This is a genomic window from Pseudoalteromonas sp. DY56-GL79, assembly GCF_041414765.1.
Classification (GTDB): Bacteria; Pseudomonadota; Gammaproteobacteria; order Enterobacterales; family Alteromonadaceae; genus Pseudoalteromonas; species Pseudoalteromonas piscicida.
The window spans coordinates 1-19,913 of record NZ_JANHZS010000029.1; the positions used below are offsets into that span (position 1 = coordinate 1).

The 19,913-nt window shown below is 41.4% G+C and carries 19 protein-coding genes and 1 pseudogene; 12 read left to right on the forward strand and 8 right to left on the reverse strand.

The window, feature by feature from the left end; translation table 11 throughout:
* Positions 1–184 precede the first annotated feature (184 nt).
* Positions 185–667: a hypothetical protein gene (locus tag NO992_RS19165; RefSeq protein ID WP_010369905.1), complete on the forward strand. Its 483-nt coding sequence runs from the start codon at positions 185–187 to the stop codon at positions 665–667.
* Between the two features lie 71 nt (positions 668–738).
* Here NO992_RS19165 and NO992_RS19170 read toward each other — a convergent pair whose 3' ends face one another.
* Positions 739–1,485: an alpha/beta hydrolase gene (locus tag NO992_RS19170; RefSeq protein ID WP_371379906.1), complete on the reverse strand. Its 747-nt coding sequence runs from the start codon at positions 1,483–1,485 to the stop codon at positions 739–741.
* Between the two features lie 63 nt (positions 1,486–1,548).
* Positions 1,549–4,137, reverse strand: coding sequence for a M1 family metallopeptidase (locus NO992_RS19175; RefSeq protein WP_371379908.1), 2,589 nt, complete (start codon positions 4,135–4,137; stop codon positions 1,549–1,551).
* Positions 4,138–4,834: 697 nt separating this feature from the next.
* Here NO992_RS19175 and NO992_RS19180 point away from each other — a divergent pair.
* The 3 genes from NO992_RS19180 (at position 4,835) to NO992_RS19190 (ending at position 8,001) form a co-directional block, all read left to right on the forward strand.
* Positions 4,835–5,737, forward strand: a complete 903-nt coding sequence (locus NO992_RS19180; RefSeq protein WP_371379910.1) for a LysR substrate-binding domain-containing protein — start codon at positions 4,835–4,837, stop codon at positions 5,735–5,737.
* Positions 5,738–5,905: 168 nt separating this feature from the next.
* Complete coding sequence (locus tag NO992_RS19185; protein WP_371379912.1) at positions 5,906–7,612, forward strand: alkaline phosphatase D family protein; 1,707 nt, start codon at positions 5,906–5,908, stop codon at positions 7,610–7,612.
* A gap of 152 nt (positions 7,613–7,764) precedes the next feature.
* Positions 7,765–8,001 (forward strand): hypothetical protein, encoded by a 237-nt coding sequence (locus tag NO992_RS19190; RefSeq protein WP_010369889.1) that lies wholly within the window; start codon positions 7,765–7,767, stop codon positions 7,999–8,001.
* Between the two features lie 2 nt (positions 8,002–8,003).
* Here the strand turns inward: NO992_RS19190 and NO992_RS19195 are convergent, their stop codons facing one another.
* The gene (locus NO992_RS19195; RefSeq protein WP_371379915.1) at positions 8,004–8,228 is read right to left on the reverse strand and encodes an MgtC/SapB family protein; all 225 of its coding nucleotides are present in this window, start codon (positions 8,226–8,228) and stop codon (positions 8,004–8,006) included.
* A gap of 520 nt (positions 8,229–8,748) precedes the next feature.
* Between NO992_RS19195 and NO992_RS19200 the strand changes: the two genes are divergently transcribed.
* A complete protein-coding gene (locus tag NO992_RS19200) occupies positions 8,749–8,907 on the forward strand; it encodes a YqaE/Pmp3 family membrane protein (protein WP_010369885.1) in 159 nt (52 codons plus the stop codon).
* Between the two features lie 45 nt (positions 8,908–8,952).
* On the opposite strand, the gene NO992_RS19205 is transcribed toward NO992_RS19200, so the two are convergent.
* Positions 8,953–9,558: a LysE family translocator gene (locus NO992_RS19205; RefSeq protein ID WP_371379917.1), complete on the reverse strand. Its 606-nt coding sequence runs from the start codon at positions 9,556–9,558 to the stop codon at positions 8,953–8,955.
* A gap of 486 nt (positions 9,559–10,044) precedes the next feature.
* Between NO992_RS19205 and NO992_RS19210 the strand changes: the two genes are divergently transcribed.
* Entirely contained in the window at positions 10,045–11,376 is a 1,332-nt protein-coding gene (locus tag NO992_RS19210) for a hypothetical protein (protein WP_371379919.1), read from the forward strand.
* A 356-nt stretch (positions 11,377–11,732) separates the two neighbouring features.
* Positions 11,733–12,125: a GNAT family N-acetyltransferase gene (locus tag NO992_RS19215; RefSeq protein ID WP_371379921.1), complete on the forward strand. Its 393-nt coding sequence runs from the start codon at positions 11,733–11,735 to the stop codon at positions 12,123–12,125.
* 12 nt (positions 12,126–12,137) lie between these two features.
* Here the strand turns inward: NO992_RS19215 and corA are convergent, their stop codons facing one another.
* The 4 genes from corA to NO992_RS19235 all read right to left on the reverse strand — a co-directional run bounded on the left by corA (position 12,138) and on the right by NO992_RS19235 (position 15,155).
* Complete coding sequence (gene corA, locus NO992_RS19220; protein ID WP_010603700.1) at positions 12,138–13,094, reverse strand: magnesium/cobalt transporter CorA; 957 nt, start codon at positions 13,092–13,094, stop codon at positions 12,138–12,140.
* Between the two features lie 85 nt (positions 13,095–13,179).
* Complete coding sequence (locus NO992_RS19225; protein ID WP_371379924.1) at positions 13,180–13,671, reverse strand: GNAT family N-acetyltransferase; 492 nt, start codon at positions 13,669–13,671, stop codon at positions 13,180–13,182.
* The gene (locus NO992_RS19230; RefSeq protein ID WP_371379926.1) at positions 13,668–14,291 is read right to left on the reverse strand and encodes a TetR/AcrR family transcriptional regulator; all 624 of its coding nucleotides are present in this window, start codon (positions 14,289–14,291) and stop codon (positions 13,668–13,670) included. The genes NO992_RS19225 and NO992_RS19230 overlap by 4 nt, the downstream gene beginning before the upstream one ends.
* Positions 14,292–14,294: 3 nt before the next feature.
* A complete protein-coding gene (locus NO992_RS19235) occupies positions 14,295–15,155 on the reverse strand; it encodes an alpha/beta fold hydrolase (RefSeq protein ID WP_371379928.1) in 861 nt (286 codons plus the stop codon).
* A gap of 570 nt (positions 15,156–15,725) precedes the next feature.
* On the opposite strand from NO992_RS19235, the gene NO992_RS19240 reads away from it, so the two are divergent.
* The 5 genes and pseudogenes from NO992_RS19240 (at position 15,726) to NO992_RS19260 (ending at position 19,901) form a co-directional block, all read left to right on the forward strand.
* On the forward strand, positions 15,726–16,244 hold the full coding sequence (locus tag NO992_RS19240; RefSeq protein WP_371379930.1) for a helix-turn-helix domain-containing protein: 519 nt from the start codon (positions 15,726–15,728) through the stop codon (positions 16,242–16,244).
* Positions 16,245–16,261: 17 nt separating this feature from the next.
* A complete protein-coding gene (locus NO992_RS19245; protein ID WP_371379932.1) occupies positions 16,262–16,600 on the forward strand; it encodes a hypothetical protein in 339 nt (112 codons plus the stop codon).
* A gap of 260 nt (positions 16,601–16,860) precedes the next feature.
* A pseudogene (locus NO992_RS19250) lies at positions 16,861–17,904 on the forward strand (helix-turn-helix domain-containing protein).
* A 224-nt stretch (positions 17,905–18,128) separates the two neighbouring features.
* Positions 18,129–18,992: a helix-turn-helix transcriptional regulator gene (locus tag NO992_RS19255; protein WP_349196281.1), complete on the forward strand. Its 864-nt coding sequence runs from the start codon at positions 18,129–18,131 to the stop codon at positions 18,990–18,992.
* A 45-nt stretch (positions 18,993–19,037) separates the two neighbouring features.
* Positions 19,038–19,901 (forward strand): helix-turn-helix domain-containing protein, encoded by an 864-nt coding sequence (locus NO992_RS19260; RefSeq protein ID WP_371379934.1) that lies wholly within the window; start codon positions 19,038–19,040, stop codon positions 19,899–19,901.
* Positions 19,902–19,913: the final 12 nt, after the last annotated feature.

Genomic DNA, 19,913 nt, shown 5'->3' on the forward strand with positions numbered 1-19,913 from the left:
AGGCGGCAAGTCGAGCGTCGCGACCAAAACACACTCAGAAGAACAAAAATCAAACAGCAAAGGTCAACAGGCCCTAGCACATACGGTTGCTAATTTTATTGTTTTTAGGAACATCACGTGACATGATTGGATAATCTTGGTGGCTTTTTAGCCGCTAACAATGTTTAGGGATAAGGCATAAACCATGGTTACACCAATCATCATTATTCTGTTACTTTGCAGCCCGTTATTACTCGGTATTATCTATTCAAAGGTAAGAGGCGTACAGGTAGAGACAACAACGCTTGCTTGTTGGGGTCTCGGTATCGCATTTATGTTCTTTTTTATTGGCCATATCGTAAAAGCACAGGGAATGGTAGAAATGTTACCTAGTTGGGTGCCGTATAGGCTTCCTTTAGTGTACTTCACTGGTGTCATCGAACTCGTAGTAGCGATTCTGTTATTTATACCTAAATATCAATTGCCTACAGCGAAAGCGGCTATTGCCATTTTTATCCTGTTTTTTCCTGCAAATGTGTATGCCGCGCTCAACAGCGTTGGCCTGGGAGGACATCAGTGGGGGCCAGTTTACTTGCTAATTAGAGCACCACTGCAAATCATATTGATTGCTTGGGCATATTTTATGTGTGTAAAACCGCTATCAATGCCAGTGGCTGAAATTAAATAAAGCTCGGCTTAAATAGAACATATAAACAAAAAGAGGAGTGAAATTTCCTCATTTCTCTCTGTGTTTTGCGACTATTGGTCTTTTACTTTTTCATTCCCTAGGCAAGGTTTTCCAGCTAAATGATCAGCCAAAATTTGTGCTATTTTGTCTGTTAGCCAGCTCGGACCTTCGTCAGTCATGTCGTTGTGTTTTGCATTCGCTATCGTGACAACACAACCCTGATATTTTTGCTTTTCTGCACGACTTGGCAATACTCCTTTGTCCGCTGGAAAGTCACTTGCTCGTATCGACAATACCTTTACATCAAGGCTTCTCGGTAATGGCACTCTGCGATGATCTAGCGTGATGATTTGGTTTACAAATATAGCGCCGTGATTGATTAACCATGCTGAAATGTCACCGCCATTAGAATGGCCAATTAAAAGGGCATGCTCAAAATCAAAGGTGGTGAACTTTGGCTTAAAGTAATCGTGAATAAACACTAGCGTATCAGCGCCCCGTTGCCAGTTTTCTGCGCGTGTTTCATATAAGTTCCCTTCGACGGAAAGAGGAGGATCAGTTGCAAGCTCATGGCCTACAGTAATAACCAAATATCCTGCTTGGTTTAGCGTCTTGACTAAGAATTGATATTCGGTATGTGAGACTCCATAGCCAGCGCTTAGCAGTGCAACGGGACAACGCGCTGTAGTTGAGCAGTTACCGGTATTGGATGGTTGATGAATTTCTACAGGAATTGTTCTATCACGAGCGGGATCAATCACGGTTTCAGCGGCTAAGGTGAATGGCAGACATAGCAATAATAAAAATGAACGTAACATATTTATCCTAAAAAATAGTGGCGCCCAGCAAAAGCCAAAAGCGCCACAACTGGTTGGAGTCTTTTACAGATTATTCAAAAATTGGTTAACTGAAGCCAGCTCTCTTTGCTTTTGCATAATGCAGGTATTTGTTGCCAATTCCAGTTGTTTAAGTGATTTACTTAAGCCTTCTATCTCGGTTTGCATTGGCCCAAAAAACTGCTGCGCTTGTTTTAGCGCATCTGCGTCACAGTACGAAAATAGGTAAAAAGGTAGCTGTGGCTTGGCAAAAGGAGGGAAGCGTTCCTTTAAGCGCTCAAAGTGCTGATAAAACCACTTTTGATAAAGCGCTTTTCGCTCATCGCCTTTACCATTCCCGCTTAATATGTAATTAAAGTCTGAGGCTGTTACATGCTCGCTTAGGGCATAATCTAGTACTTGTTGTTGCAATTCTTGAGGACCAAAATAACCCATGGCAAGCAATAGATTAGTACGTTGAGTTGGGTTATTAGTAGTTTCAAATACCTTTTTGTACGACTTCAACAGCTCAGCATCACCGTAGTAAGCGGCAATTTGAAGGAAACTTCTCGCCAAGTAGGGGTCAACTTTATCAGGTGACGTTAAATATAAACTCGCTTGTTTTTTGGCATGCGTAATAATGGTTTGATGCTTTGTCTCGAAAGCCAGTGCTCTAACCAATGCTGCACGTATTTCAGATGTGGCAGCTGGTTCATTTGCATTTGCCTCAAGTCCATATCGAGAAAACGTAGGCTCAACATAAGTCGTAAAAAGCTTTTTCCAAAGTAGCTTATTTGAATCGTCTTCATACTGTTTATGTTGTGATAGTAATTGAGTAAGAGCGGCCTTTGCTACCTTGGGATGAGTATCGTTAATAAACTCACTGAGCGTTAACATCAACGCGTTGGCGTTTATTTTTCCAGACTCCATCAGCGCGTCAACATTGCTTAGTAAGTCTAATCTCTCCCGCTCGTTTAGCTTGTTTGGGGCATGTGATATTAGGCTTGCGAGTTGAGACTCAGAAAGATCCCAGCGGTAATAACCTGTCGCATTGTCGTTTGGTAAGATCCACTCTGGCTCAAAGTCTAATTTAATCTGTTGTTTCTTGGAGTCTAGAAGTATTGTCTTAGTGGCCGTTTTGTCACCTTTACCATAGCGCAGTGTGATGGGGATATGCCAAGTTTGTGCTGCCGCTTCTTGTCCTTTTATTACAAAGCGTTGTTGGGATACGGTGGCATTCTGACCATCTAACTTAATCGTCAAAAGTGGAAATGAAGCTTGTGATACAAATGAGTCTAGCACTGTCGCAACATCTTTATTAGACACTTTACCCAGCTCATTCCACAGATCTTTGGCTTCTGCATTCTTATAAGCAAATTTACGGATATAATTGCGCATGCCTTGCTTGAATACCGCTTCCCCAAGCCACTGCTCAACCATGTAAAGTACCGCGCTACCTTTGCTGTACGCAAGTCCCAAACCGTCTGTTACGTCAGACTCTGTAATAACCGGTTTGCGGATCGGTGAGGTGGTTGCCTGAGCGTCATAGGGCATGGCCCTGTGTTGAGATAAGGATAAATTTGTCTCTAGCTCAGGAAACAACTGTAATGTGATCTTTGCGGCCATCCAAGTGGCAAATGCTTCGTTTAACCACAGATCATTCCACCATTTCATCGTAACTAGATTACCATACCATTGGTGTGCAAGTTCATGAGCAATAACGTTTACATGCGAAGTTTGGGCTTGTCTTGTCGACGTTGCTGGATCGATAAGTAATATGTCTTCTCGGTAAGTCACAAGGCCTGCATTCTCCATTGCACCAAACGGAAATTCAGGGACTGCGACTTGGTCTAGTTTTTTATAGACATAGGGTAAGTCAAAATAGTCTTCAAGTGCTTTGAGTATCTTTGGCGTGTTTTTGATGGAATAAGCGGCAAGATTTGATTTCTTTTGTGGGGTAATAATGTTCCCTGGAACCGACATCCCCTTAACATCAAGTACTTCGAATGGACCAACGGACAAGGCAACTAAATAAGAAGGAAGGGGCGGCGTCTTGTCGAAATAGTGGGTGGTCATGCCATTTGACTTTTTGATCTCTAAAACAGGCGTGTTAGCGAATACTTTTTGATCGTCAGGGGCGGTAATAGTGAGTTGGAATGGAATTTTATACTCAGGTTCATCGAACGTTGGTATTGCTCTTCTTGCATCACTCATCTGAAACTGAGTAAATAAGTAAGGCACGCCATTGTCTATGGTTTTATAGAGACCGACACTGTTGCGATTGTAAGGGGCGGTATAGTCAATAGTAAGCGTGTAGCGACCCGGTTGCAGTGTTTTTTCGCAACTTAGTCTCACTTTACCGGTTTCGAGCATTTTATCTCTGAGCTCACACGACGCTTTTCCGACTAACTCAGCAGTGTTGATTGCATAGTCTAATCCGTTGAGCTCAATAAACTGAGTGGCTTTGAGCACCTCAAGTTTTATAGTCGTGTGTCCTGAAAAACGCTCCTTAGATGGATCTAAGTTAAATGTGACTGCTTGTTCTATCGGTTTAGCTACGGTGGCTAAACGATGAAGTTCAGCATTAGATTGGGCATCAACAGAAGCGCTAGTAGCTAGTAAAATAGCACTGCATATCAGAGATTTAGATAGCATAAAAATCCTTTGTCCATATTTGTTATTGTTGGTTTATATTGCTAATCAATGTGCTGTATGTTGTCACTAGGTGTGAACAAAACATAATGAGCGCAATGTTCCATTTACTTTAACAAAACTTGTTGCAAAAAGAGTGTGGATAAAGGTTTACTATCCGATCAATATTTAAAATGTTAATTAATATCAATGATTTGTAGCGGTGGGCTAGTCGACTTTTTGTGTAACAAAAATTGTAACAGGCTCCACCGTACTTAATTAACCTGAGGTTTGGATAAGGAATGTTCCAACTCATTGTTGCTAAAGCACAACTTAGTTTTTTCCTTGTCTAGCCAGAGAGTTTTAGGGAAAACAAGGCGAATTTACGCACCAATAGCTGGCTATTGGAAGTGAATTCAACGCAGTTAGCGCTAAAACTGGCTGCTAGAAAGGCATTAATTATCCGCAGCTCAGGTTAATTATGTTCCCACATATTGAAACTACTTATGTTTCACTGTGTGTTCTAACTTCAGATAGGCTCCGATTATATTTAACCAGTGTAATAACCGTGACTTTGGCTTTGGTTTGCAATAATTCATTGTTGCTCCTGTCGTCGTAGTGAGTAACCTGAGTTCAGGTTAAGTAATTTATGACTGTATCTTGGGTCAAAATATGGCAGGATACCAACGATAGTTAATTACAATTAATATAAGTTGAGCTTATGGATAAGAGGTTGAGGCACTTAAGTGCACTACGCTGTTTTGAGAGTGCAGCTCGGCTCCAAAGTTACACTCAAGCTGCACTCGAATTGAACATTACGCAAGCGGCAGTAAGTCAACAAATGCGGCAACTGGAAAATGCACTTGCAGTTAAGCTTTTTGTAAGAAAAGGCCGCAATATGCACTTAACTGAAGCCGGCGAAGTGTTGTTAATGTCTACTCAAAGTGCGTTTAAGCGCATTATTGGGGGATTAAATCAAATTCAAACGCAAGAATTGGCTGGTAGCTTGACCATAACGTCAACCCAGTCTTTTTGCTCTTTATGGCTAATGCCTAACTTATCTTCGTTTTACGAGTCTCATGACGACATCCAAATTCGTGTGCTTGGCTCTAATCGCTTTGAAGATATTCGTTTAAATCATATTGATATCGCGATCCGGTTTTCTACTAAGAAAGAGTTAGCGTGTCCCGCCGGACTTGAGCAGTTATATCTTGGGGAAGATAGTAACTACCCTGTTTGTTCACCAAGCTACAAAGAAGCGCTGCAAATTAAGTCTCCGAGTGATTTAGCAAGATGCAACCTTATTCACCACGACGATGACAAAGTAAGCTGGGAGCAGTGGTTTGAGTCTCAGAGGATATGCGGTTCAAGTATTTGTGCCAAAGGCCCACACACTCGAGTCTCTTCTAATGACATGGCACTGAGTGCGGCGCTTAAAGGCCAAGGTGTTGCAATCGTCTCCAAAGAGCTATTTTTAGACTTTCAACAAGCTGGACTTATTGTGCAGCTTTTTGATATCCCTCACCCTGTGGTATGGCAACGCTATGTGTTATTCGATCCCTATTCACCAAAAAGAGCTCGGATCCAAGTATTTATTGATTGGCTAATTAACCACTTGCCATAAGGTCTAGTTATGGCTCATTAATTGAGCTTCTTTCGTATTATTTCATGAATGCGGAAGTAAATGTGAACTTGAAATAAATATTAAACTAAAATTTAACATTGCCGAATTAGACTCCGTTCCCGCAAGGAAAACTAGCAAGGATGCCAACATTCAAATACCGAGGAAACGATGAAAACTTATACTCTCACGTCAGCCGTGTTGATGCTCATGAGCAGCGTCGCCAATGCAGAACCTGAAGTTCACTACGAGTCTTGTAAATCCACTTTTAACTATCTAGCCGCACAGTATCAAGGGACGACGGATAAAAATAATTCAGGTTCGCAGTGGTGCTATTTAAAACAAAGCACTGAAGGCGCAACATGGGGTCACGTCAGAACAGAAACCATTCCAGAATTCAAAACGGTAACTGGAAAAGCGTGTAAAACGCCATCGGAGTATCAGGGTGAAAAATTTTATGGCTGTACAACCCGAAATCACACCGCACCTTGGTGCTATGTTGAAGAAGGCGGCTGGGAAGAATGCCAGCCAGAAGCGCCGCCAGCGCTTTTAGCTCACACTCAACCCCTACAAAGTAAGCGATTAGATAGAGTTGCACTTGGCTCATGTTTCAAAACCAAAGGAGATATGCCCGAAGCGCTCGCTAAACTAATTGGTCAACAACCGGACCTATTTCTTTGGTTAGGGGACAATATCTACGCAGATACCACCGATATGGCAGTGATGCGCCAGAAGTACGATGATAAAAAGAACAATAGTGAATATCGCAAGTTTTTAGAGGCTAAGATCCCAGTGATGGCGACTTGGGATGACCACGATTTTGGTTGGAACAATGAAGGCAAACATTATCCACAGAGAGTAAACGCACAGAAAGAATACTTACGCCACTTTGATGTTGATAAGGCTGACCCAAGACTAAACGGTCAAGCTGGTATTTACGAAGCCAAAATGCTGGGTGGCTCGGGCGAAACCACACATGTGATCACATTGGATGCCCGTTACTTCCGCTCTCCAACCTTTTCAAGTTACGGTGCGTGTGAAGGTGAAAGTAGCACCATATTGGGAGAGGCGCAGTGGCAATGGCTTGAGCAAGAGTTACAAAAACCATCAGAAATCAAGCTCATTGCAAGCGGCATTCAAGTACTGCCTCCGCTGCATCAAGGCAGAAGTAAAACTAACTACTGTGCTTATGGAGACGGCAAAACATTTAATGCTGCCATCGCGTCATTAGAAGAAACAAATATGTCTGGTACTAGTTATGAGTCTTGGGCTGAAATGCCAGCGCAAAGAGAGCGTTTGCTTAGGTTGGTACAGAAATCAGTGAATGAAGGAAAGACTAAAGCCGTTGTGTTTTTGTCTGGCGATCAACATTGGGGAGAGCTTTTGCAAAAGACTATTCCCGCAAGTAGCACATATGGTCAAGCAGTTAACGTCTACGAAGTGACGGCATCAGGGTTTGGTCAAAACTGGCCTTATCATATCGAAAACCCATTAAGGTTACCGATTTACGCAGATGACAAAGGGGATGGCAATTTTGCCAAAGCATGTCAGTTACCGTTCAAATATGCAGGTGTAACCTACCAAGGTTGTATCACGCGAGACAACGATAAGCCTTGGTGTTATACCCAAGTGGATGATAACCAAAAAGGCATCGAAGGTGAGTGGGGCAACTGTGCGCCAGCAGGTGCCAGTATTCCAACCGGACGAGTTGGTGCAATAAGCAAAGACATCGCAAAGTTAACAACATCTAACCGCCATTTGATTAATAAATCGGGAAGTAACTACGGCTTGATAGATATAGATTGGCAAAATCGTGAACTGAAAATGTCTATTGAAACGGCAAACGAGGAAGCGGTTTCAACTATTATCAAGTTTTGATGTTTCGTTATTAGCTGAGCTTAGTGCTCAGCTAATAAGATAGTAACTCTTTGTAAACTATCGAAATAAAATGTATATTGCGTGCAATCTAGGAAGAAAGCAGGTAAACTGCACTTCGGATAGTACCTCAGGCAAATTAAAAGGACATTAATTTGAAATTTGTTATTTCACTTTTACCCGCACTTTTTTTGACTAAATTAGTTTTTTATCTTACTGATTTTGAATATTTTTTATTCGAAGATCCCTTTGACTTCGGTAAATTGCTTATCGATATCAGCGTTTTTGGATTCTTTTATTTTATCGCTATTTTAGCTTACGAGTACTTCTTTGGTGAAAAGTTAGAGCTCAAGCGCCAAGTCTCAAGCAAAAGAACGAAAGGTTCAACGTAAGTCTATTGAGAGCTCGAAGGTTTTTTATAAGGCTCTAGTAAGCGAAACACCAAAAACCCAACCGCGCTTAATACAATTGCGATTTCATATCGTTGGTATGCGCTTGAGATCCCTATTGCCCCGGTTAACCAAATACCTGCAGCGGTTGCTGTGCCATGTGTGGAATTATCATTTTTCACAATAGAGCCGCCACCAATAAAGCCAATTCCAGTAATAACACCGTACATTACTCTTGCTTGCGCCTCATGTGATTCAAAAAGTCCATACTTGTTAAAATAAAAGCACAACAGGAAATAGCGACTAATGGGAACGTTCTAAGCCCCGCGCTATCGGAACTACTTTCTCTATTAATAGCCAAAGGTAGAGTGGGTAACCTGGTCTCGGAATAACAACTTGTTCTCTAGCAGTTGTTTTTCCTTACTACTGCGTTAAATTTGTTTGCAATAGGCTGGCTATTGACGCACAAATTTGCCTTGGATTAAGAAAAAAACACCAAGCTAGAGTGGGAAGATGTTTTTTGAACTTATCGCTTTTAATAAGTTAACTAACTTCTTATCCCAAGCTCAGGTTAACTAAAAACGCAAAAATAATTTGGTAAAAGTGATACCAAATGAGTGCTAAATCAAGATTAATCCAATCTGGCATTTTTTATCTCCTATACTGTTATTGGGTTAACGCAAAAGGCATTCCTTTGAATTGGCATAACCCATGCAGAATGAAAGCGTCTATAACTTTTAGGAGAGAACAATGGATTTATTGAGGATCATCATTGCAATTCTGCTTCCACCACTTGGTGTATTCTTACAAGTCGGTCTTGGCGGGGCTTTTTGGTTAAATATTTTGCTTACATTGTTGGGTTATATACCAGGAATTGTGCATGCAGTGTGGGTGATTGCCCGTCGGTAAAAAGCGGACAATAAGTAACAATAACACGGTAATCTTTGCAGGGGATTATCCTGCAAAGATCTCTAACATGATTGGCATTACTGAAAGTACAAGTAATGTAGCCATCACAAAATTAAACCACCTACGACTTTGCTCATTTCTTAACACGTGCTTAAGTGACGAACCAAACACTAACCAGACCCCAACACAAGGAAATGACACCAACAGAAAGACAATGGTGATCATCAAATTTTGACTCATAAAGTCTGCGCCAGCGGAGGTATAAGTTGAGATAGCACCTATTGCCACAATCCATGCTTTTGCGTTTACCCACTGAAATAGCGCGCCTTTTAAAAACGAAAAAGGTTGAGGGTTTGAGTCTGCATCAGTTGTGGGTGAAGACATCGCGACAAGGTAAGCAAGATATAGAAGATAAATGACGCCAATGCACTTTAAAATAAAGTGCAAACTAGGAAATAGCTCAAATAGCCGCGCAAAACCTAAGCCGACCAGCAAAAGCATAACCGAAAAGCCAACACAAATACCGCTTAACAGCGGAATGCTCCTCTTTAAGCCAAAATTAACACCAGACGTCATTACCATAATATTGTTTGGCCCAGGCGTTACGGAAGATGCAATAGCAAATAAAGTGATAGCAACCAAATAGTCCATTAAGTAGTCCTTTTTATATAGCCGGAGTGTTACATCAAGGCATTTGTTATTTAACCTGAGGTTTGGATAAGGAATGTTCCAACTCATTGTTGCTAAAGCACAACTTAGTTTTTTCCTTGTCTAGCCAGCAAGTTTTAGGGAAAACACCGCTTCCGCGTCCTGCTCCCGCTAAGGTACCTACATCCTGTAGGCAAGGCGAATTTACGCACCAATAGCTGGCTATTGGAAGTGAATTCAACGCAGTTAGCGCTAAAACTGGCTGCTAGAAAGGCATTAATTATCCGCAGCTCAGGTTATTTAGAGTGTGTCTTTTGTCTGGTAATGCCAATTGGATTTCATACTTCACTATTGGGTTTGTGTGTAAAATAGTCAATAGGTTATTAGTCGAGGTGTTGTTTTTGGTTTTGTTATAAGATAACATATTTAAAGTTATGGTATAACATAAATAAAAATAGGATCTCTCTCATGGTATTAAAAGGTAAACTTTTGGCAGTTGCCATTTCTGCAATTCTTCTTTCTGCATGTGGTGGTACTGAACACACAATCGTAAAAGTAGACCCGCCAGCCCAAGATAATGGCAACGATGACGATGGTCATGATGATCACGATCATGGAGATACTATAGCAGACGCAAATGGTCGTCTGTTAGTTACTAGCGCTGAAAGTAACGTTGTGAATGTGTACTCAACGGCGGATAAATCACTTATCGACTCGATTGGCGTTACCCACTATCCAAAATATGTATATAGCTCTGAAAATCACCGCTTTGCTGTCTTGGTGCAACGTGACCAAGGTTTAGTAGAATTTATTGATGGCGGTTTATATGAAGAGGAGCATGGCGATCATCACCATACTCACGAAGAGTCGCCTGCACTTGCTTCGTTCCATTTAGAATCAGTGAAGCCAACACACGTTACAGTGGGCGAGTCTGGTATTGCTGTGTTCTCAGATGGCGACAAAGACAGCCAACAAAATGCCAGTGCCGCGATGTTTAGTGAAGCGCATATTAGCGGCGAGCAAAGCGAAGTCGCTGCATTACATTACGACACATACATGCACGGTGCAGCGCAAGCTCGAGGCGAATTTCTAATTAGCACGATCAGAGACCCTCAAACTGAAACTTCTCTACCCTCGCAAATTGGTTTGTATCATGCGCATGGTGACCATTTTCATCAAGAGCAGGTATTTAACGTAAGCTGTCCAGCACTTCACGGCAGCGCACAAAATGAAGAAGCAGTGGCATTTGGCTGTGGTGATGGTGTTGCGCTTATCACTCAGCAAGGTGACAGCTTTAGTGCAGTAAAACTAGCTAACCCAGATTACTTTGCTGACGGGCAGCGAATTGGCACCCTTAAAGGCCACCATGATGCAGAGCAATTTATCGCATCAGCAGGTAATGATGTGCTGATGGTTGACCCTGAGCATGGCCATATCGAGAAGCTTGAATGGCAAGTAAGTGATAACTATCGCATTGCTAGTTTTGGATTTAGCTTTGCGGGTGAGCATGTTGTGGTGATGGATACCTCAGGTAAACTCAGCATTTTTGCCGGTCATGAGCATGATGGCGAGCACCATTTTGAAGCCGCAGGTGAAGTACAAGTAAGTGATGCTGATTTAACTACGATGCCAGAAGGTCATGGCTTCCAAATTACATTTTCTCATTCAGAGCAAGCAGTATATGTGAGCGACCCAATTGCAAAACAAATTAAAAAGTTTGATTTAGAAGAAGCCAAACTGGTAGACACATTTGAGCTAGATTACGTACCAGAAAAACTAGTATGGCTTGGTATTGCAGCAGAGGAGTCTCACGACCATTAATACTTAACCTCTTGTAGTCCCTGACAATTTTTAACACTGTAGATAGTGGCTTTGCCACCTTAGTTAAGCTAAGGTGGCTTTTTTTAAGGAAAAAATATGATAATTAGACCAGCCACCATCAACGACTTAACTAACCTGAGGTTTGGATAAGGAATGTTCCAACTCATTGTTGCTAAAGCACAACTTAGTTTTTTCCTTGTCTAGCCAGAGAGTTTTAGGGAAAACAAGGCGAATTTACGCACCAATAGCTGGCTATTGGAAGTGAATTCAACGCAGTTAGCGCTAAAACTGGCTGCTAGAAAGGCATTAATTATCCGCAGCTCAGGTTAACTACACTTCTAGACCTAGAACAGCAAGTGATTGAAGCAGAGCGTCCGTATAACCCAACAATCAAATCACAAGATGCCAAATACTACGATCTTAAGAAATTACTCACTTGTTCAAATTCGTTAGTGATTGTTGGAGAAGTGTCAGAGCAAATAGTGGCAACAGGGTATGTGCAGATAAGGGCGTCTAAACAGCAGCTACAGCACACGCAGCATGGCTATCTTGGTTTTATGTATGTAGCACCTGAGCATCGTGGTAAAGGTTTGAATCAAGCGATCATGGAGCACTTAATCGCTTGGTGTAAAACCCAAAACGTCAACGATTTTTACCTTGATGTATACAGTAGTAATGCCGCTGCAATTCGTGCTTATGAAAAAGCGGGATTTACACCTTGCCTGCTGGAAATGAAGCTACACCTCTAGATTAACCAAAAATCATAGCCAACCTTTGTGTTTAAAGAATAAATAAGGCGCAAAACCAGAGAGCAGCATAATAGCAATGGCAAAAGGATAGCCCCATGCCCAATTTAGCTCTGGCATATTATTAAAATTCATCCCATACACACTGGCAACCACAGTGGGTGGCAAAAATACAACAGAGGCAATGGAGAAGGTTTTAATAATTTGGTTCTGTTCGATATTGATAAAACCCTGCGTAGAATCCATCAAAAAATTCACTTTATCGAAGAGAAAGGCGCAGTGCGACATTAGGGTTTCGATATCGCGTGTAACCTCCCGTAGCGTTTCTCGCTCCTCAGATTGCACCCCCACATGACGCATTAAAAACGAGATATTGCGCTGCGTATCCATCAAACACAAGCGCACTTTACCGTTAGCATCTTCTAGTCTTGAAATACGACTAACGGCTTCTTCTAGATCTGAGTCTTCTTCCTCAAGCACATAGGCACTGAGCTTTTCAAGCTGGTGGTGCATATCCTCAAGCATATCCGCATGGTTTTCGACTTTTTGGTCGAACAAAGTCACTAACAGCTGTTTTGGGTTATCGCACGCTACCTGCCCTTTACGCGCACGCAGTCGCAGCAACCTAAAATCCGCAAGCTCGTCATCACGAATGGTTAATAAGCAGTTTTTTTGTAATAAGCAGGCCACGGTCACCGTATTAAAACGCCCGTCATTGGGAGACATAAATAAAGCGTGTACATGCAGACCTTCGCTGTCGATAAAACAGCGCGAAGAGGCTTCAATTTCCTCTACATCATCCGCACCAGGAAGGGTAATATTTAGCGTGTTTGCCAGAGCAACTCGCTCCTCCTCAGTGGGATTAATAGTATCTATCCAATGGGCGTTTTTGATTGCTATTTCAATCGGGGTGTCGGCGCTTGGTTCCATTTCGGAAATTACACCGTGTTCAATCGAAAAAAACCTCAGCATCTCATTACTCTACACGACGACTCTTTGGCAAAGTATAAGAGTGAATGTATTAATCAACAATGACAATCCAAGGATTATCCGCAGATTATTCAGCTTGATAGGTGTAGATATTACGCGCCGCAACCGAGTTATTCATAATTGTTGTGTAATTAGCAACCAATTTAAAGCCATGGTGCTGAAATAAATGATTCACTGCTAAGGCATCTACTCGACAACGAGTGTGGATAGGTTGGCGAGTAGCGGCTAAGGTGTCTTGCAGTAATTGCTTGCCAATTCCTTTGCCGCGAATATTCGCATCAACCATAAAGTTCGAAATGTATAGGCCTGACGTAAGATCAAAGCGCGCCTTATCTTTAAAATGGGCGATTGGCACTAGCGACAAACTGCCTATAAGTTGCTTTGTTGAGTCATCAAAAATAACGCGTACTTCGCCTTCTTCGATTTCCTTTTCCATAAGCAAGCGAATAGCTGCTTGGTCTATTTCTTCATTGCGTGGCGGCGCTGAAAAGGTCGCGATGTATAGCTCAGTAAGCTGCTCAACAATATCAGGGTTTGGGGTAGAGATTATTTCAATCATGCAGATACGCTCCGTGTTTTTGGATCAGATTGGTAACTTTCAAGTAAGTGCTCAATATTACGTTTAAACAACTCGCTGGCATGTTCTGTTAGTACCGTATGTTTCGCTATCGCATGGCCTAGATACAAGTTGTATAGCTCGTACGCCGCGCACTGCGCATCAAGCTCAGGATGAAAAATACCACTTTCTATCCCTTGCACAATTTTATGCTTAATATAGCTAAATAATCGGTTATGTTGCTCGGTAACTTTGGTATGAATAGGACTGTCTGTATGGCAATTAAATTCAACCAACGCTTTGATAAACGGGCAAGTTGAATGTGGCTCATTAAATAATTCGCGAGTCCAGTCTGCCCAAATTGAAAAGAGCATTTTGAGTTGCACTAGGGGGTCTTGGTGTCGTGCCGGTGCGACGACATGCAGCATAAATTGATCTTCACAGTAATCGAGGATCGCCAACTGCATATCTTCTTTACTGTCAAAATGCGAGATAAGCCCGCTGCGAGACAAGCCACAAAGCTTTGCCATAGAACCAATCGTGACTTCTATTAAGCCATATTGGCTACTAAAGCGCATACCTTGCTCTAAAATGGTTTGTCTCGTTCTCTCGCCTTTATTCATCACTTATGCAGTTATTCTTTGAGTAATACGTTGAATAACGCCAGTATCGCCTAAAATGCGGCGATGTCCAAGGCCTGAGGTTTGGATTAAACGCTCAGGGGTGGCAGCGATTAGCGACTCTACGTGTTCAAATGGCGCAAATCGGTCCTCGGTATCGTGAATAAATGTCGGCTTAAACTTAAGTACACCGTCGTGGAATTTATCTCGGATCAGATGCCAATGCGTGCCATACCTTGTGGTGATAGCGCCTAACACTTGGTGCAGCATTTTTTCAGAAATGCCCGCTCGCGCAACGCGCTCAAACATCAGCTCAAAAAACTGCACGGGAGTTGCAACATTAATAACCACGCGATTTTCTAGGCGATAATCCGGTAAGTTCATCAGCGCCACAGCACCCATAGAATGCCCTACCAAAGCCACAATATCATGGCGGTCGGCTTCTAGCTTCTCAATCAGGGTATCCAGTGCTTCAACAAAAGCCAGCAAATGGGCTTGCTTGCCATGAGATTGTCCATGACCAACATGATCAATCGCCACAACGCAAAATCCTGCCGCAACGAGTTCAGGGATCAAATTATCAAAGCAACTACTGTTATCGGCCCAACCATGACTTAATACAACGGTCTTCGGGCCAAGGCCAAATACGTTTACATGAACGCGACCAAGCGAGGTAAGAATATTGAACTCACCATTGGGTTTTTTATTTTTAAACTGATATTGACGCTTACCATGCGGGCTCATCAGTAGTACCTGACCTAACCTCGAAGTAATAGGTGGCGCAAGCGTGCACATAAGCCCTGTGACACCCCGACTTATCTTGGTGATAAGCGACCCGTCTTTGTCGTTAAAGTAGCTGAATTTCATCCTGACCTCTAAAAAAGAACACTTGTACTTTTATTAAAATAGAACAACTGTACTTTTTTGTAAAGCATAACAATCACCTTTTAATATTGCAGCTGGTTTACCGAGCGATACATCCCCGCGTAGGAGCTGGTTTACTCTGCGATACACCTCCATGTAGGAGCTGGTTCACCCAGCGATACACCCCGCGTAGGAGCTGTTTACCCAGCGATACACCTCCGCGTAGGAGCTGGTTTACCCAGCGATCTTTATAAAGCACCAATCGCTGCACAAAGCACCTTATACGGACTCCACACCACCGCGTAGGAGCTGGTTTACCCAGCGATCTTTTTAAAACGCCGGCTGCGGATTACTCACGGCTATGAGGGGCATCCCCTCAATAAGGTTTGTCTTTAAAGAGCGGTTAAGCGTGAAAAACGATGAAAATATTTCAAATTACGTAAAGTTGGTGAAGTATTGAGTGTTTTATTGTTTTTTCATTGCAATTTATCGAGAGAAGCTTGTCTTTATATTTAACTAAATGTAATGTTTGGGTTAATTTCAAGGGAGCTAACGTAAAACAATGGTGGACAGATGCAAACGCCAGAGGAATATGAGGTAAGCCAGCGGATAGGCAGGTTAATACTTGGGTTAAAGCGTACCAGAGGTATGACCCGAGAAGATGTCTGTAAACGTTTAGGTATAGGCTCGCGCACGTTAGACAATTACTTAAACGGAGTGAGCTCATTTAAACTTGGGACATTGTTAAAGTTTGCGGATCTTTGCAAGGTAAAGCTGGCTGATATTTTGGATGATACCGAGGCGCTGAAGCGTTTGTATCCTGAGAATATTAAAGACAAAGGCAATATCTTTTTACTATTTATGAGTTCTATTGTCAGCGTTTTAGTATTTGAAGTTATCTTCATTGCACTACTGATCTTGTTATTTTTTTATGCGCGTAATGACAAGAATAGCCAAAGCATTGTTGCAATTTTTATATTTGCTTTTTCGTTAGAAATCGCCGTTGTTTACTGGCTTAAATTTGTATTGATCCCAGCTATTGAAAGCTATTACATTGAAAATATCTATGCTTTGCGACTCAACTTTTACTGAGTTTACTGCTGGCGTTCATGATCAAATACAGAATGTTTTTAGGTGCGTGGTTTACCAAAGGGAATTCAGCCAGCATTTTTGAGAAGAACCAAGTAGATGCACCGCTTTATGCACTCGCATGTATTTTAGCTATGATTGATTTTGCCGCATTGATGGAAAACTTTATCCGTAACCTAGAGCATTTAGGTATAGATGAAGAAGTTGCCAAACCATTTTGGGAGCTGACCTTTATGTTTGATTACTTTGCTTATATTAAGGCCGTGCCTTATCTGCTCTGTATGTTTGTTTTATACGCGGGAATAACAGCGCGCCGTAAGCAGGTTTTAAATAAAGCAAATGCTGCACCTACACAATAATGTGAAGATTTTCCCATAAAAATAGTGTTTTTAATTATTGATTTTAATGGTCTGCAAAATAACAAATAAGCAGGTTTAGCGAGGGTTACTTAAATCAATTGATACCAAAAATTCAAATTTAGTGATAAGTTTGTTTCTATTTTGGGTTGTTTTGCGAGTGTGCACCTAAAAATAGTACTGTCATCTACTTGTCTTTATATTTAACTAGATGTAAACTTTTGGTTAACTTGGTTGGGGTGATTGAGAGATATGGTGGGGCGATGCAGACGCCAGAAGAATACGAGGTAAGCCAACGTATCGGCCGACTGATACGGGGGCTAAAGCGCAAAAAAGGGATGACCCGAGAAGAGGTTAGCCGGCGTTTAGGTGTGGGTGACAGGACCCTTGATAACTATTTAAATGGCTCTAGCTCCTTTAAGCTTGGGACATTGCTTCGGTTTGCTGAAATCTGTAAAGTAAAGTTATCAGATATTTTAGAAGATACAGATAAGCTCTCTGGCCTGTATGGAGAAAAAAGTGAGGAAAAGAACAATGAAGGCTGCACAGAAAAAGCCAATAAAAATAGTCCTTAGTCGCTCTTTGTGCAAGCAAATTTATGGTTCTGGAGCATCAAAAGGTGGCGGGACGAAAGATCAACAAGTACAAGCGGAAGCAAATAACTCAAGTGGTTAGGATGATATAATATGAGAAGTCTATTTAGTTTATCGTTATTAACAAGTATGGTAGCTGTGGTGCTCGCTTATGTTGCTAAAGCTACTGTTATTGAGCCAATCGTTTGCGTATCCCTCTTTATATTAGTTTTTTCTTCCCGAAAAGACGAAAATAGTCTGCTGTTAACGCTTATTTTTGCATTCGTTTTTGTGCTAGAAGTTCTTGTCGCATTTGGGTTGAAGTATATGGTTTTTCCGGCTGTAGAAAGTTATTACTATGAAAATATCTACGCTTTTTCAATTCAACTCATTTTGAGTTTGCTCTTGTTGTTTTTGCTTAGGCATAGAATGACGATTTCAGTGATACTTACGCGAGGAAAATCAGCCTCAGTCTTCGAGAAAAATTACGCTGAGGGTCCGCTATACTTTTTAGTGATTATTTCGGCTCTAGTTGACTTTTTAGCTTTAATGGAAAACTTTATTCGTAATTTAGAACGTTTAGGAGTCAATGAGGAAACCGCGAAATTATTCTGGGAGTTTACATTCTTCTATGATTATTTTGAATACCTTAAAGCTGTCCCTATGTTATTGTGCGTACTTCTTTTATACGTAGGTTTGATCGTTAGGACAAAGAGGCAGCCAATCCAAAATTAGCTAAATCTTATGTAAACGCAGTAGCTTTCTAATACTGCGTTTCAATTTTATATTGCAAACACCTGCCACAGTTAGAAAGCATGAGCATTTTATTCTCCTAGTTATGTTTCAACCTCAATACCTATGCTGCTCTCATCTATTTAGAACATCTACTTGTCTTTATATTAAACAAAATGTAATGTTTGGGTTAATTTTGTGGTTTGGTTAAAGGGAAATGTGAGGCGATGCAAACGCCAGAAGAGTACGAAGTAAGTCAGCGCATAGGGTTGCTAATAAAAGGTCTAAAGCATAAACGCGGGATGTCTCGAGAAGATATATGTCGCCACCTCGGGATTGGCATGCGAACGCTAGACAACTACCTCAATGGTGTTAGCTCTTTTAAGCTTGGTACGTTAATGAAGTTTGCTGACCTCTGCAGAGTTAAACTCGCTGATATTTTGGATGATACCGAAGCGCTCTCACGACTGTACCCAGACAATATGAAGGACAAAGGGAGTATTCTTACACTGCTTTTTGGTTCTCTTGCAACGGCAATGCTTTTTGAATCAATCACTTTGTTTTTGTTAATTATATTGCTTTGCTATTCATACAAAGATAAAAACAATCAATGCATGGTCGCAATTTTTGTAGTGATCTATGCATTAAGTAATGCATTTGGTTACTGGCTTAAATACGTTGTTTTTCCCGTTGCTGCTAATAGCTTCATTCAAAATGTATACGCTTTTTCAATAAACTTGGCACTAAGTTTATTTTTGCTCTTTTTAATTAAATATAGAATGAAATTTGCGGTGCTTATCACGCGAGGAAGATCTTCCGAAGTATTTGAGAAGAGTCTTGTTGAAGCACCACTTTACTTCCTTGCCCTGATCCTAGCTGTTGTTGATTTTTGTGCGCTAATAGAGAACTTTATTCGCAATTTAGATCGATTAGGTATGGATGAAGAGAAGGTAAAAATATTCTGGGAGTTGACCTTCTTCTATGATTATTATGAATACCTTAAAGCCCCGCTGATGTTGCTTAGTATAGCACTCCTCTATGCAGGAATACTCGCGCGGAAAAGAAATACGCAGCAGCCCCAAAGCGCGTAGTAATAAGTCGATTAGTAAATTACGGGATAGGGAGGTGGCGGGCTGATGCAAACGCCAGAAGAGTACGAAGTAAGCCAGCGCATAGGGTTGCTAATAAAAGGTCTAAAGCATAAACGCGGGATGTCTCGAGAAGATATATGCCGCCACCTCGGGATTGGCATGCGAACGCTAGACAACTACCTTAATGGCGTTAGCTCCTTCAAGCTTGGTACGTTAATGAAGTTTGCCGATCTCTGCAGAGTTAAACTCGCTGATATTTTAGATGATACCGAAGCGCTCTCACGACTGTATCCAGACAATATGAAGGACAAAGGGAGTATTCTAGCCTTGCTAATGACTACGGTAGTAAGTGCTACAGTTTTTGAGCCGATCACCTGTATTTTACTTTTTGTCTTAGTTTATTTATGTAAAGAAGATCAAAATAGCTTATCGCTAACCTTGATTTTTGCTGTTGTGCTTTCACTAGATGCAGTAATGGTATTTTACTTAAAAAATATTGTTTTTCCGGTGGTTGAAAGCTATTACATCGAGAATATTTATGCCTACGGTGGTCAGTTAATCTCAAGCCTACTGCTGTTATTTCTGCTCAAGTATCGAATGTCACTTTCAGTTTTTTTCACACGTGGTAAATCAGCCTCGGTATTCGAGAAAAATTACGCGGAAGGGCCATTGTATTTCTTAGCTTTAACGTTAGTGCTTATAGACTTCTTTGCATTGATGGAAAACTTTCTTCGTAATTTAGAGCGCCTAGGTATGGATGAGGAAGCTGCTAAAATATTCTGGGAAGTTACGTTCTTTTTTGACCACTTTGCGTATCTAAAAGCTTTTCCGACACTATTGTGCATCACTCTGTTGTATATTGGATTGCTCGCACGTAAGAAGAGCCACCAGCAGCTATCACACTTTTAATAACAATAATTA

Coding starts and splice junctions, on each gene's coding strand:
- NO992_RS19240 (WP_371379930.1), top strand. CDS start 15,726: ATGCAAACGCCAGAGGAATATGAGGTAAGCCAGCGGATAGGCAGGTTA.
- NO992_RS19230 (WP_371379926.1), bottom strand. CDS start 14,291: ATGAATAAAGGCGAGAGAACGAGACAAACCATTTTAGAGCAAGGTATG.
- NO992_RS19225 (WP_371379924.1), bottom strand. CDS start 13,671: ATGATTGAAATAATCTCTACCCCAAACCCTGATATTGTTGAGCAGCTT.
- NO992_RS19195 (WP_371379915.1), bottom strand. CDS start 8,228: ATGTACGGTGTTATTACTGGAATTGGCTTTATTGGTGGCGGCTCTATT.
- NO992_RS19180 (WP_371379910.1), top strand. CDS start 4,835: ATGGATAAGAGGTTGAGGCACTTAAGTGCACTACGCTGTTTTGAGAGT.
- NO992_RS19260 (WP_371379934.1), top strand. CDS start 19,038: ATGCAAACGCCAGAAGAGTACGAAGTAAGCCAGCGCATAGGGTTGCTA.
- NO992_RS19165 (WP_010369905.1), top strand. CDS start 185: ATGGTTACACCAATCATCATTATTCTGTTACTTTGCAGCCCGTTATTA.
- NO992_RS19200 (WP_010369885.1), top strand. CDS start 8,749: ATGGATTTATTGAGGATCATCATTGCAATTCTGCTTCCACCACTTGGT.
- NO992_RS19235 (WP_371379928.1), bottom strand. CDS start 15,155: ATGAAATTCAGCTACTTTAACGACAAAGACGGGTCGCTTATCACCAAG.
- NO992_RS19205 (WP_371379917.1), bottom strand. CDS start 9,558: ATGGACTATTTGGTTGCTATCACTTTATTTGCTATTGCATCTTCCGTA.
- corA (WP_010603700.1), bottom strand. CDS start 13,094: ATGCTGAGGTTTTTTTCGATTGAACACGGTGTAATTTCCGAAATGGAA.
- NO992_RS19245 (WP_371379932.1), top strand. CDS start 16,262: ATGATCAAATACAGAATGTTTTTAGGTGCGTGGTTTACCAAAGGGAAT.
- NO992_RS19175 (WP_371379908.1), bottom strand. CDS start 4,137: ATGCTATCTAAATCTCTGATATGCAGTGCTATTTTACTAGCTACTAGC.
- NO992_RS19185 (WP_371379912.1), top strand. CDS start 5,906: ATGAAAACTTATACTCTCACGTCAGCCGTGTTGATGCTCATGAGCAGC.
- NO992_RS19170 (WP_371379906.1), bottom strand. CDS start 1,485: ATGTTACGTTCATTTTTATTATTGCTATGTCTGCCATTCACCTTAGCC.
- NO992_RS19255 (WP_349196281.1), top strand. CDS start 18,129: ATGCAAACGCCAGAAGAGTACGAAGTAAGTCAGCGCATAGGGTTGCTA.